This is a genomic window from Pseudomonas sp. MAG733B (assembly GCF_036884845.1).
Taxonomy (GTDB): Bacteria; Pseudomonadota; Gammaproteobacteria; order Pseudomonadales; family Pseudomonadaceae; genus Aquipseudomonas.
In genome coordinates this window covers 1,735,764-1,748,761 of the sequence record NZ_CP145732.1, presented here as the reverse complement: position 1 = coordinate 1,748,761, position 12,998 = coordinate 1,735,764, and the positions used below count along the sequence as shown (strand labels likewise).

At 60.5% G+C, this 12,998-nt stretch carries 8 protein-coding genes; 2 read left to right on the top strand and 6 right to left on the bottom strand.

From position 1 onward, the window contains the following. Positions 1-60: 60 nt before the first annotated feature. From V6Z53_RS07850 to V6Z53_RS07835, 4 genes are all read right to left on the bottom strand, one after another. A complete protein-coding gene (locus tag V6Z53_RS07850; RefSeq protein WP_338584969.1) occupies positions 61-969 on the bottom strand; it encodes a hypothetical protein in 909 nt (302 codons plus the stop codon). Continuing rightward, a complete protein-coding gene (locus V6Z53_RS07845; RefSeq protein WP_338584968.1) occupies positions 966-1,661 on the bottom strand; it encodes a hypothetical protein in 696 nt (231 codons plus the stop codon). The genes V6Z53_RS07850 and V6Z53_RS07845 overlap by 4 nt, the downstream gene beginning before the upstream one ends. 98 nt (positions 1,662-1,759) lie before the next feature. Next, positions 1,760-2,422 (bottom strand): DsbA family oxidoreductase, encoded by a 663-nt coding sequence (locus V6Z53_RS07840; protein ID WP_338584967.1) that lies wholly within the window; start codon positions 2,420-2,422, stop codon positions 1,760-1,762. Between the two features lie 82 nt (positions 2,423-2,504). Continuing rightward, complete coding sequence (locus V6Z53_RS07835; protein ID WP_338584966.1) at positions 2,505-3,536, bottom strand: alpha/beta hydrolase; 1,032 nt, start codon at positions 3,534-3,536, stop codon at positions 2,505-2,507. 203 nt (positions 3,537-3,739) lie between these two features. Here V6Z53_RS07835 and V6Z53_RS07830 point away from each other — a divergent pair, with 203 nt between their 5' ends. After that, positions 3,740-8,926, top strand: coding sequence for a DUF6543 domain-containing protein (locus V6Z53_RS07830; protein ID WP_338584965.1), 5,187 nt, complete (start codon positions 3,740-3,742; stop codon positions 8,924-8,926). Between the two features lie 115 nt (positions 8,927-9,041). Here the strand turns inward: V6Z53_RS07830 and metE are convergent, their stop codons facing one another. Then, on the bottom strand, positions 9,042-11,354 hold the full coding sequence (gene metE, locus V6Z53_RS07825) for a 5-methyltetrahydropteroyltriglutamate--homocysteine S-methyltransferase (RefSeq protein WP_338584964.1): 2,313 nt from the start codon (positions 11,352-11,354) through the stop codon (positions 9,042-9,044). A gap of 110 nt (positions 11,355-11,464) precedes the next feature. Between metE and metR the strand changes: the two genes are divergently transcribed. Beyond that, positions 11,465-12,382: a transcriptional regulator MetR gene (metR, locus tag V6Z53_RS07820; protein WP_150702006.1), complete on the top strand. Its 918-nt coding sequence runs from the start codon at positions 11,465-11,467 to the stop codon at positions 12,380-12,382. A gap of 118 nt (positions 12,383-12,500) precedes the next feature. On the opposite strand, the gene V6Z53_RS07815 is transcribed toward metR, so the two are convergent. Beyond that, on the bottom strand, positions 12,501-12,998 hold the full coding sequence (locus V6Z53_RS07815; protein ID WP_338584963.1) for a GNAT family N-acetyltransferase: 498 nt from the start codon (positions 12,996-12,998) through the stop codon (positions 12,501-12,503).

The following is a 12,998-nucleotide window of genomic DNA, read 5'->3' as shown; positions in this document are numbered from 1 at the left end:
ATGATGATGTCGACTGATGCGCCGCTATCGCGAGCAAGCTCGGCTCCTACGGGTAAAGCGTTACTGTCCGTAAACCTTTTCGAGCTGCGCCTGGGTCAGCGCATCTTCAAACGGCACCGGCACTGATTTCACCGCGCCATAGAGGTTGCGGTAACGCCAGTAATTTCCGTTGTTCGCCAGTTGATAACCGCGCTCGACCACGCGCTGACCATCAAGCACATAACGCAACGTTTCCTGAGCCGCCGGCGGTGGCGTCGGTTGCATCAGGTCCGTAGCCAGTACCCGCATGGACTCGTCGATGCACTCGTCGAGCACCGCGGTGACCTTCGTCAATTCAAGGTTGCCGTCATCGATGCATTGGCTGCCACAGCGACGGATCGGCTGGCTGGTCACCTCAATGCGCATGCGGTACAACGGCGAACCCGCGATATCCTGGACCTGAACCTGATTGACCAGGACAAAGCTGCCACGATCCGGCGTCAGCATCAGTTTTGGTTCGATCAACAGGCGAGCCGTAACCTGCCCTTCACCCTGCTTGAGCCCAGCCACTTTTGAAGCCTGCTGATAGCGCTGCTGCAATCGTGCCTGCAAGGGTACGCCGGCGAGCAAATCCGCCATCGGCCGCGAGTCCTTCAGGGCCGATTTTTCAGCATCGCGCTGCAAGGTGCCGCTGCCCATCTGGGTGTTGACCAGACTGGCCACCAACACCCCGGCCAGCCCGGCACCGGTGCCCGAGTTCAGCAGCAGGGCCTGGCTGGACGACGCAGCCTTCAAAGCGTCCTTGCTGTCGATCACAGTGCTGGCACCGACAAAATCTTGCGGCACCTGCACATCGACTTCGAGCCCGTGCGCCTGGACATAAGGCAAAGCCGCCTGATCCTTGAAACCAGCCTCGGGAGCGGGTTTCTGCGCACAGCCGCCCGCCATCAGCAGGGCCAGCACGCTGGCCGCTACGATTGAACGCCTCATTTGGCGAACGGGGTGATCATTTGCTGGCGGCTGTTATCCACAGCCTGGTAGAACGCGTTGGACAGGTTGGTATAGGTCGGTTCGTCCCACTCGCCCTGTGCGGCTTGTACCGCGACAAATGGCTGGAACCACAGCAGCTTGTTGTCGGCCAGATCAACCACCATGCCCTGCCCGCCGACCTGCGCCATCGGCACACTGGTCGGCACGATGCTGTAGTAGCTGCGGGTCGCACCGGTGGCAGTGACATACACCAGCAGCAGGCGATCGATGCCATATTTGGCTTTCATCGGCGTCAGGTCTTTGATCGTGTAGCCTTCGCGAAACTTGGTTTCCTTGTAGGCCTTCAGGTCTACCTTCTCGTCGATGCGTTTGGCTTTGTAGCCCTTGGCTTGCAATTTGGCGACGATGGTATCCGGTAGAGTGTCGAAATCGCGTACTTGCCAGGTTTTGACGTTGTCACTGAGCTTGCTGTTGACGCCGGAGTTGATGGCGTAATCGAGAATCCCCTGGTTACCGGTCAACGCCAGTACTGGCGGCGGCAATTCGCTGATCGCCACGCCGATGGTCGGCTCCTTGGCATCCCAGAATTGTTGGTCGAGCGGTACAGGAGGTTGAACGTTGGCACAGCCGGTGAGGGTCAGGCAGGCGAGCAAAGTCAGTGCTGCGAATGTGCGTAGAGCGTGGAATGTCATGGATCAAATCCCTATGATTGAAAACGTTACTGCGTATATCGGCAGCAACGGCCAAAACCATAGTGGCATATTGACACTTATTTGACGACAGCATTCCGTCAGCTGACTGTTCCGCCCTTCGCCTCACTGATGATTTGCCGGATTGCCCCGACAAAAGTTTCCACCGGTTGCCCGCCCGTGACGGCGTACTGGCCGTTGAAAACTACCGTCGGCACCGAACTCACTCCGCGCGATAGCCACAACTGTTCCTCACGAACCTCTGTGGCGAACTCTTCCGACGCCAGAATCGCCTCGCCCCGCTGCCTGTCCAGTCCGACGCTTTGCGCGATGGTTACCAGTTGAGCGTGATCGGAAGGATTGCCACCGTCGCTGAAATACGCCTTGAACAACGCTTCTTTCAGTTGCTGTTGCAGCCCTTCCAGCCCCGCCCAGTGCAATAGACGGTGAGCATCGAAGGTGTTGTAGATACGGCTGTTGCCGTCGGTGCGAAACGCAAACCCTACCTCGGCGCCGCGTGCGCGGATCATTTCGCGATTCTTTTGCGATTGCTCCGGTGTCGAGCCGTACTTCTCGGTGATGTGCTCGGTAATGTTCTGCCCTTCCGGTCCCATTTTCGGGTTCAGTTCGAAGGGCTGGAAACGGATCTCGGCACGCACCTCGTCACGCAAGATGTGCAGGGCTTTGGTCAGACCATACAAACCGACGACGCACCAAGGGCAGGACACGTCGCTGACGAAATCGATTTTCAGTGGGGCACTCATCATTCACCTCGCTGGCTGGAACACGCCGGAAAGTTTGAACGATACACCTGCATTGAATGATTTTGTAAAGGGGATCCGGGTGTTAGAGCAGGTTGTGTTCAGCTACCGGCTCGATCTGCGCCCAGTGCGAAGTATCCTCGCGATGCTCGCGCAAATACGGCAGCACCGCCGCCAGCAACGGCGCCTTGAACGTCTCCTGGAATCGATGCGCCAACCCCGGAATCAACTTCAACTGGCTGCCGCGCAGATGTGCCGCCAGATGCACGCCATGCATCACCGGCAACAACGGGTCGGCGGTGCCATGCACCACCAGCGCCGGGACGCGCAATTGATTGAGCAACGCCACCCGGCTTGGCTCGGCCAGGATTGCCATGATCTGCCGTTTCACACCCTCGGGATTGAACGCCCGGTCATACGACAGTGCCGCCTGGTGCAACAACGCCTGGCGATCATCAACGACCGTCGGGCTGCCCAGTGCCGCCAGCAAATCGGCCTGTTGCTCCAGGGCCACTTCACGATTCGGTGCGCCGCGACGCGATAGCAATTGCACCAGCGCCGCACTTGGCGCCGGCAGGCCTTCGGCGCCGGAAGTGGTCATGATCAGGGTCAGGCTTTCCACCCGTTGCGGCGCCATGGCCGCCATGTGCTGGGCAATCATGCCGCCCATGCTCGCGCCCAGCACGTGAAATTGCTCGATGTGCAAGGCATCCATCAGGCCCAGGCCATCGTCCGCCATGTCGGTCAGAGAGTACGGTGCCGAAACTGGCAAACCGAGCTTGTAGCGCAGCACTTCGAACGTCAGGTTGGCTTCAAGCGGCGCTTGCCGCCAGGTCGACAGGCCGACATCGCGGTTGTCATAACGAATTACCCGAAACCCTTGCTGACACAGCGCGACCACCACCTCATCGGGCCAGTGAATCAACTGCCCGCCCAAGCCCATCACCAGCAGCAATGCCGGGTCCGAGGCACGGCCGATGCTCTGATACGCCAGGCTTACCTGGGCCAGATCCACCCGATCGGTCGGAACATTGACGTCACAACGAGACGCCGCCAGGGACGGCAGGCCGAACAAAAATGCGGCCAAAAATACAATTCTTGATAAAAAAACACGCATGAAAAACACCAAAACGCAGAACCCCAGTAGAGCGCGAGTCTGATGAAGTTTGTTCAAGCGCGCTGCCACACTTCCATGACAGTTTGATGAAGAGTGCCGGGCGGTCATTGCCTTGCGATAACTATGTACCACCAACGCTGTTCACCACGGACCTCTAATGGCCCCATCGCCGGCATGGCCCGGCCCATTGGAGATCTGTCGTCATGCTCGACGAACCCACGCCCCCACCGGCCGACTTCGGCCTCATCCCCCTTGTCGCCAGTGTGGATCAGTCACTGTTGCTGAGCGCATTGGCCCGCTGGAAAGAATGCCGCAATCAGTGGCTCGACCTTATGGCGCAAAGCCCCCAACCGCGGCTCGACAGCGCTTGGTGGAACGCACGCGCGCGCGGCACTGACGTTTCCCGCAGAGCCCACGCAACCCGGCTGTATCGGCAGCATTTCGAGGCTTCGAGCCAGGTGGCTTTTGCTCTTGGCAGCTTGCAGGCTGAGCAGATGAAGACGCTGGCGGCGGCGCCCGATTCGGCCATTAACTCTGTCGAACAGCTCACACTGAGCAGCGCCGAACTGCCGGGCGCCCTCGTCATCTCCCAGGGCTCCGCACACCCGGTTGCTCAAATGCTCTACCTGCCCGCCCACCAAGCGCCATGGCGCTCTTTTGCCAGCCGCAACGATCTCGAACGCTGGCTGATTGACCACCAACAACAACTGCTCGGCCCATCGCGAATCGATGCCGATACCGTGACCGTTGCCTACACCGCACTGGCTAGCAACCCGCTGGACGTCAGCGCCGAGTCTCTGCTGAGCCAACTGTCCAGCGCTGAAGCGGATCTACGTGACAGCGCATTTGCACCGGCGCCTGACCTGCCAATCAGCGAGGACCCCTCCAGCGACAACGCAGCCTTGTTCGGCCTGTTGAGTCCGGACATTCCCCTGGGTTTGCGACGCAAGGCTCTGGCGCGGCAACAGTCAGCGCTGGAAAATCTGTTGGGCACTGACTTCCACGGCAAAGCCGATGATCCGCGCCTGCAACAGTTGCAACGGCAACTCGAGGCCCTGAGCACCGCAGAGCAAGCCAGTGCTCGCGCCGCGACCGCCCTGCTCGCCAGCGCAAACCCGTTGCGGATGCTGGAGCTGCGCAACCAGCCGAATGCCGATTATGCGGCGCTGTACCAGGCACGCCTCGCTGGGTTGCGCGCCGAAGCCGATGTGCAGCTGACCCTGAATCAGATCAGTAGCGAAGAACATCAGTGGCTGATAACAGCGCTGGACACGCCGGATCATCTGGATGGCCATTCAGAGGTGGTGGTCGCACGCCTGACCCTCCAGCTGATCGAGCCCGATAGCACCCGTTCGCCGACTCAGACTCAAGAGCTGGACGGCGTCCTGTTGTTTACCCACCCGTCCGCGTTGCAGCCCGACTCGGCGCAAAGTCTGTTGCTGTACTGGCCCGGTCGCTTCGGTGGTCTGCAACGCTTTGATTCCCGGCAAGCGCTTGAGCAAACGCTGTTCAAACTGACGACCCATGACCAGTCGCTGTTGCTCTCACCGTTGAGCGCCAACCCGTTTGAATACGCCTTGCTGAGCCAGCTCTACCGCTGTGAACAGCAGGCCGCGCGATTGATCGCCGAGAACCCCGTTCCGTCCCACACCAACCAACGCACCGTGAAGATGGATAACCTGCGCGAGCAGACGCTCGCTCGCCTGACCGTGGCGATTCCTGCTGCCCGGGAACTGGCCTTCGCGCAATGGCTGGAACAGACCAACAGCAGTGGCTTGGCCAATAGCTTGCCGCAATGGTTCGGCACACTCACCGATGCTCAACGTGCGCAGTTCAAGGGGCTGTTCACGTCCTGCCTCACGGCGATGAAACGTGCCCATGAACTGCTTGAACGCGAGCTGCCACCGAGGGAGGCCTTCAGCAAAAAAGCCATCGACGCACGCCTGCGCCAGGACTTCGGCTTGATGCAAAACGTCGAGGTGACGCTGGACCTGCCCGACGCCACCCATTGGCAAAAAATCCTGAGCGACGGTGCCGCCCCGGGAACGCCGCAGCAAAACGTACTGATCGCCAGCCCGCAACGAAGCCAGGTGTCGCTTGCCGAACTGGCGCAAGGCAACATCGATCAAGCGTTGTGGTGGCGAATGTCGTTCATGAAGGTCGAGATCACTGCCAATGACCAGTCGGTACGCGAGAAACTCAAAAGCGGAATCACCCAGGCCTGGCTGCGCAAAATGATCACCGAGCTGGACCTGGCCGGGGAATATGAAACGCTGATCCGCGACACGTTCCTGGGAACGTCGAGCGCGCCGACCTTCAGCAATGAACACCGGCGCGAATGCCTGAGCGAACCCTGGCGCCTGATGCTCAAGCTGCAAGGCGAGGTCGCCATGCTGCAACGGCAGATCAGCGCCGTTGGCCTGCGAGTGCTGCAGATCGCCATCGACGCCAATAGCCACGAGGGTTACGCGGTCGGCGGCAAGCGCATCGTGTTGCTGCCGGCGCACCTGACCGTGGGCGGCGAAGATACGCAGAAACGCGGGCCAAGCACCTTGTCCGGCGTGACCTTCATCGAGGAGCAGATCACTGGCCTGACCCTGCTCTACCTGCCCGACAGTCCCGATGATCACTTTTTGCGCGAGTACGCCAGCCTCGAAGAAGCGCGCAAAGCCTTGTTCAACCTGTGCCTGCACACACGAATGGTCAGTTACCTGGCCGACCGCGCCTTGACCGGCGAAACCGCCCGGCACGTCAGCCGGATCAATCAGGCGCTGCTGAAGAATTTCGATGCCCTGATTGGCATCGGTACACCGTGGCCGGCGACCACCTCGCTGGCGGAGCACTTGCTCAATGTGCACATGGGCCGATTGCTGGAAGCCCATCGCGCGACATCACGCTCCAACGACGCCTTGTTGCTGGAGCGTGTCGCGTTGCAGTCCGGAGCGATGTTCAACTATCTGAAAATGGCCGTGGGCATGGTGCCGTTCGTGGGCACAGCCGTGGCGCTGTATGACGCCTGGAGTAGCGCCAACCTGGCGGTGGCGGCGTTGTTGCGCGGTCAAGTCGGCCACGGCTTGGCCGAGGTTGAGGCGGTGCTTCTGTCGTTGATTGATGCAGCTATGGACATACTGCCCGGCGCTGCCGCAACGCCGAGTGCCGCCCGCATCGCCACGCGAAGCCGGCAATTGCGCAGCGTGACGAGAAGCGCAGGCGCCTTGCACAAGGCCACGCAACGACAGGCCCGACAAACCCTGGAGCGCTTCAGGGGCTACGAGTACGAACACCAGATTTCTCTGGCCGGCCTGCAACCGGGAGGCCACGGTGTCTATCGCAATGTCTATCGACACGCTGACGGCGACTTCATGATCAGCCACGGGCGCATCTACCGCATCGAACTGAGCAACAATCCACAGCAGTGGCGCTTGCACGGCACGTGGGCCCGCCCCTACAAACAGCCCATCGCCCTCGATGAGGCGGGAAACTGGAATACCCATTACGCGGTGTACGGCACCGTAATCGAGGGCGGTGGTGCCGGTGGCGGTGCGGTGCTCGGCCACATGGCCGACGGGCTGGACCCATTGTGGCCGGCCGCCATTCGCCGCTGGTTGCCGCGTTGGTGGACCGATCGCGCCTTGCGCCGCCAACTGACCCTGACCAATACCGCCGACGCCTACACCCGGCGGCTCGATACCCAGACCCGCGCCACCAACACCTTGCTGAACGACTACTTCGATGCCCCGCCTGATGCGCAGCGACCGGCGCGAACCCAGGTCGACCTCGCCAGCGCGAACGATATCGAGCTCGCACAAAACCAATACCTGAACCTGGAAGAACTTATGCAGTACAGCCATGGCCGAAAACGCGCCATGATCGAAGACATTCAAAGTCGCTGCGCCTGGATCATCGTCGACCGCTCGATTCGCAGAGTGGTCTTGGCCAAGGAGCGTTTGGTCGAGCACTTGAACCGCATCGATCAGCTTATTGCACGTTCCGACATGACGCCGCTCACCGATACCGCCACACACATCCAGCTGATGGCGCAACGCAAGGAGGTACGCAAAGACTTCCTCAAGGAGTTTGACCACCTTCACGACCACGTCGAGGACGCCCACCGCTGGAACCGCCGAATCACTAACCGCACGCAAAAGTCGATGATCAAAGAAGACATCGAGACCCTAAGCGACAAATTCAGCGACGCCAATCACTACTACCTGAAATCGGCGCATGTGCTGGAAATCATCACTCACTATGAGGCCGTCACCGATCTGTCCTGGGTCTACTTTCATGTGCAACTCAAAGAGACGCGCAACAAGGTCGGACGCGCCCTGCTCACCCAGCATCAACTCCCGGAAGTACGTGCCAGCTTCAGCCAACGCAACAAAGTGCTCGAAGACTGCCTGGCCACTTATGCCGAGTTCCGCCGCCAGCTCAGCGCGTGGGCGCTCGGCTATCCGCAGCATCTGGATCTGCCCGAGGTTGCGGTGTTTCTGGACAACCTGGAGAAGGTCGAAGAATTCGCCCGCCATGCAATCAAGCATCGACCGTCCCATACACCGAACGAGGGGCGCAGCGGCAAGCAGCTCTTTGAAACCGAGGACAATCAGTTGCTGATCGGGGTCGCCAGCACTGACGCCGTCACCCAACAAAAGCGTTTCACCCTTGAAGGTGTCGACGGCCATACGGAAACCTGGCTACCTCGTACCAGTGGCAAATATCACCTGAGTGAACCCGTGGTCAGCGCTCAACCTCAGTTGCCGATGGATGTCGGCCCCCTGTTGATCGAAGCGCGCAAAAGGCTCGGCGCGACAGATGTCTACAGAGTCCAGGTTCAAGGCTATGCGCGGCGCAACATGCTGCCGGTCGACCTTGAACACATGATGAGCAACGAGGCGGCGGAACTGAACATGCGTGCCCAGGCTATTGAACGGCTGTCGCCCACCGAGACGGTCGCCATGCAATTGCGCAATCGCGCGGATGAGTTGGCTCGCACTGGCCGCACGCTGCGAATCGATCAGTCCATGAACAGCAAAACCCCGACCGAGGGCTATCTGGACTATCTGCTGGAACAACAGGTTGTGGATATCCGCAAGGAAGGCAGTCTACGGGATCTGGGCAAACGCCCGGACGGGCGCAGGGATTTTTTGCAGGAGTACGAGGTACGCGATCTACGCGGTGAAACGGCGCAAACCTTGTGGTACGCGCACTTTCACTACACCTCGGCGAAGCCTGCGTTCAACGAGTTCGCCAAGGGTCATTTGAAGTTGCCGGAACAACGCAACCTCGGCCTGCAATGGCAACAGGCTGTTGCCGCGAGCGGAGCGCCGGTTGAAGCGATATGGCGCGGCGACATCGGCAAGCCGTTGGGGACCAAACACTTCTCAGATCTCTGAAAAACGAAAAACCCTGTAGGAGCGAGCCTGCTCGCGATGGCGGTCTGACATTCAACATCTGCATTGACTGACACACCGCTATCGCGAGCAGGCTCGCTCCTACAAGGGGCCGTGATCAGGCCAACTGACTACGCAGCTGCCGCGCCGCCGCCACCATGTTCACCAGCGCCGCTTCAGTCTCCGGCCAGGCGCGGGTTTTCAAGCCGCAGTCGGGGTTGACCCACAGGCGTTCAGCCGGGATGCGCTGTACCGCTTTAGCCATCAACTTGACCATCTCGGCCGTGTCGGGCACCCGTGGCGAGTGGATGTCGTAGACGCCCGGGCCGATGTCGTTCGGATAGTCGAACGCTTTGAAGGCCTCCAGCAATTCCATGTCCGAACGCGAGGTTTCGATGGTGATCACGTCGGCATCCATCGCCGCGATGGCCTCGATCACGTCGTTGAATTCGCTGTAGCACATGTGGGTGTGGATCTGGGTTTCATCACGCACACCGCTGGCGCTCAAGCGGAACGCTTCCACCGCCCAATCCAGATATTCCTGCCATTGCGCCCGGCGCAGCGGCAAGCCTTCGCGGAACGCCGCTTCGTCGATCTGCACGATCTTGATGCCAGCGGCTTCCAGGTCCACCACTTCGTCGCGCAGGGCCAGGGCCAGTTGCTGCGCCTGGACTTTGCGCGACACGTCTTCACGCGGGAACGACCACATCAGGATGGTCACGGGACCGGTGAGCATGCCTTTCATGACCTTGTCGGTCTGGTTCTGGGCATAAGTGATCCAGTCGACGGTCATGGCTTTCGGGCGGCTCAGGTCGCCGTAGATGACCGCTGGTTTCACGCAGCGGGAACCGTAGCTCTGTACCCAGCCGAAACGGGTGAACAGATAGCCGTCCAGTTGCTCGGCAAAGTACTCGACCATGTCGTTGCGTTCGGCTTCACCGTGCACCAACACGTCGAGGCCCAGGCGTTCCTGGACCTGCACGGCGTGACGAATTTCATGGTGCATGGCATCGGTGTAGTCGTTGGCCGACAGCTTGCCTTGCTTGTACGACTGACGCGCCAGACGGATCGAACCGGTCTGCGGGAACGAGCCGATGGTGGTAGTCGGGAATGCCGGCAATTTGAGGCGTGCGCGCTGCTGCTCGATGCGTTTGGCAAACGGTGACTGACGCTGGCTGTCCGCCGCGCGGATGGCATTGATCCGGGCTTGAACCTCAGCCTTGTGAATACGCGGCGACTCGGCACGGCTGGCGGCAATGGCGCGGCTTTGCGCCAAGGCTGATTGCACTTTTGGCGCTTGCGGGTCGTTCAGCGCATCGCGCAGCACGGCGATTTCGCCACACTTTTGCACGGCAAACGCCAGCCAGCTTTTCAGTTCCGGGTCGAGTTTGTCTTCGCGCTCCAGGTCCACCGGGCTGTGCAGCAACGAGCAGGAACTGCTGACCCACAGGTTGTCGCCAAAGCGTTCCTGAGCAAATTGCAGTTGTGCCAGCACCGGCTCCAGTTCGCAGCGCCAGACGTTGCGACCGTTGACCAGGCCCACCGAAAGAATCTTGTAGATCGGCAGGCGATCGAGCACGTGCAGCAATTGATCCGGCGCACGCACCGCGTCGATGTGCAGACCTTGCACCGGCAGGCCGACGGCCAGACCGAGGTTGTCTTGCAGGCCGCTGAAGTAGGTCGCCAGCAGTTTTTTCAACGGCGAATATTGAAGGATGTGGTAAGCGCGTTCGAAGGCGTTCTTCCATTCCTGCGGCAGGTCGAGGGTCAGGATCGGTTCGTCGATCTGCACCCACTCCACGCCTTGGGCAGCGAGGCGGCCGAGGATTTCGCCGTAGATTGGCAGCAAGCGTTCCAGCAGATCGAGCTTGTCGAAGTCGTTGCCTTTGGCCTTACCCAGCCAGAGGTAAGTCAGCGGACCGATGATCACCGGTTTGATGGTGTGACCCAAAGCCTTGGCTTCTTCGACTTCGTCGAACAGTTGTTCCCAGCTCAGTTTGAACCGCTGGTCAGCGGTGAATTCCGGGACCAGATAGTGGTAGTTGGTGTCGAACCACTTGGTCAGTTCCTGGGCGTATTGCGCTTTGCCATGCTCGCCGCCGCAGCAGGTGGCAGTGGCGCCACGGGCCATGGCGAACAGGGTGTCGAGGGTCGGCAGGCCGCGCTCGTCCTTGGTGCTGTCAAAACGCTCCGGGACGACACCGAAGGCCAGGGAATGGGTCAGCACCTGGTCGTACCAGGCGAAGTCGCCGACCGGCAGCAAGTCGATGCCGGCGTCTTTCTGCAATTGCCAGTGGGTGGCGCGCAGTTGGCGGCCGACGCTTTTCAGCGCGTCCTGATCGATGTCGCCCTTCCAGTAGGCTTCGAGGGCTTTTTTCAGTTCGCGGTCGGCGCCGATGCGCGGGAAACCTAAAGTGTGGGCCACGGCCATGTCGAATGTGCTCCTGTATAAAAGATGGCGCTATTGTCGACAGCCAACCCAACATGAGACAAACTCAACCTTTTCGTGTTGATCACAAGTTTTCCTCATGGAGCCCTCCGGTGCTTGAAATCCGTCACCTCAAGACCCTCCACGCCTTGCGCGAAGCCGATAGCCTGGTGGACGCGGCCGACCGCCTGCACCTGACCCAATCGGCGCTGTCCCACCAGTTCAAGGAACTGGAAGAGCGCATGGGCATGCCGCTGTTCGTGCGCAAGACCAAACCGGTGCGTTTCACCAGCGCCGGTTTGCGCCTGCTGCAACTGGCTGATGCCACCCTGCCATTGCTGCGCGCTGCCGAACGTGACATCAGTCGACTGGCCGGCGGCACTGCCGGGCGCCTGCACATGGCCATCGAATGCCACAGTTGTTTCCAGTGGCTGATGCCGACCATTGACCAGTTCCGCGATGCCTGGCCGGAAGTCGAGCTGGACCTGGCGTCGGGCTTCTCCTTCGCCCCGCTGCCGGCGCTGGCCCGTGGCGATCTGGACTTGGTGGTGACGTCCGATCCGGTGGACCTGGTCGGCATTACGTATGTGCCGCTGTTCACCTACGAAGCAATGCTCGCCGTGGCCAACCAGCACAAACTGGCGAGCAAGGCCTACATCGTGCCGGAAGACCTGCTCACGGAAACCTTGATCACCTATCCGGTGGAAAGGGATCGTCTGGACATCTTCACGCGCTTCCTGGAACCGGCCGATGTCGAGCCGGCCCAGGTCCGCACCTCGGAACTGACGGTGATGATGATGCAACTGGTGGCCAGCGGACGCGGCGTGTGCGGCATGCCGCATTGGGCGCTGCATGAATACAGCTCGCGGGGTTATGTGAAGGCCAAGCGCTTGGGTGAGAAAGGTCTGTTTGCGACGCTGTACGCGGGAATTCGCGCTGACATGCTGGATGCGCCGTACATGCGCGATTTTCTGCTGACGGCGAAGGACACGTCGTTTTCGACGTTGGATGGGGTGAGTGCAGTTCGCTAGAACACCACTTGCCTGTAGGAGCAAGGCTTGCCCGCGATGGAAACGACGGGGTCATTCAGGCAGACCCCGTCATCGTTCATCGCGGGCAAGCCTTGCTCCTACAGGATCGCTGTGACCTTCAGACTTCACGCCACATGTGGATCTTGTCGAAGTAGTCTTCGCCGACCCGCACCGCCATCGGCTCAAGGCCAAACTGAACGAACCCGCAGCGCTGGTACAAATTGAACGCAGCATCATTGCCGGCGGTGACGGTCAATTTGATCAGTCGCAAATCCTGATGGGACCGCGCCTCGGCCAGAACCGCCTCCACCAGTTGAAAACCGAGCCCACGCTGGCGCACGTTGGCGGATACGTACATGCCAAACAGCGTCGCCTTGTGCCGGGCCTTTTCCCGAGGTTCGAACGCCAGCCCGACAATGCCGGCCAACCTGCCCTCCTCGAACGCGCCGAACACCACGTCGAGCTTGCCCGTCAGGCGCGACTCCCACCAGCTCAGCGGCATCGTCGCACGCTCGCGCACACTCGACGTGAAGGCCTGCGGATGCAGGTCATAGGCTTCGAGCATCATCGCCCGATAATCCAGCGCATGACTGGCATCCAGTCGCTCGATCCACAT

Coding starts and splice junctions, on each gene's coding strand:
- V6Z53_RS07840 (WP_338584967.1), bottom strand. CDS start 2,422: ATGAGTGCCCCACTGAAAATCGATTTCGTCAGCGACGTGTCCTGCCCT.
- V6Z53_RS07830 (WP_338584965.1), top strand. CDS start 3,740: ATGCTCGACGAACCCACGCCCCCACCGGCCGACTTCGGCCTCATCCCC.
- V6Z53_RS07845 (WP_338584968.1), bottom strand. CDS start 1,661: ATGACATTCCACGCTCTACGCACATTCGCAGCACTGACTTTGCTCGCC.
- V6Z53_RS07850 (WP_338584969.1), bottom strand. CDS start 969: ATGAGGCGTTCAATCGTAGCGGCCAGCGTGCTGGCCCTGCTGATGGCG.
- V6Z53_RS07835 (WP_338584966.1), bottom strand. CDS start 3,536: ATGCGTGTTTTTTTATCAAGAATTGTATTTTTGGCCGCATTTTTGTTC.
- V6Z53_RS07815 (WP_338584963.1), bottom strand. CDS start 12,998: ATGTGGATCGAGCGACTGGATGCCAGTCATGCGCTGGATTATCGGGCG.
- metE (WP_338584964.1), bottom strand. CDS start 11,354: ATGGCCGTGGCCCACACTTTAGGTTTCCCGCGCATCGGCGCCGACCGC.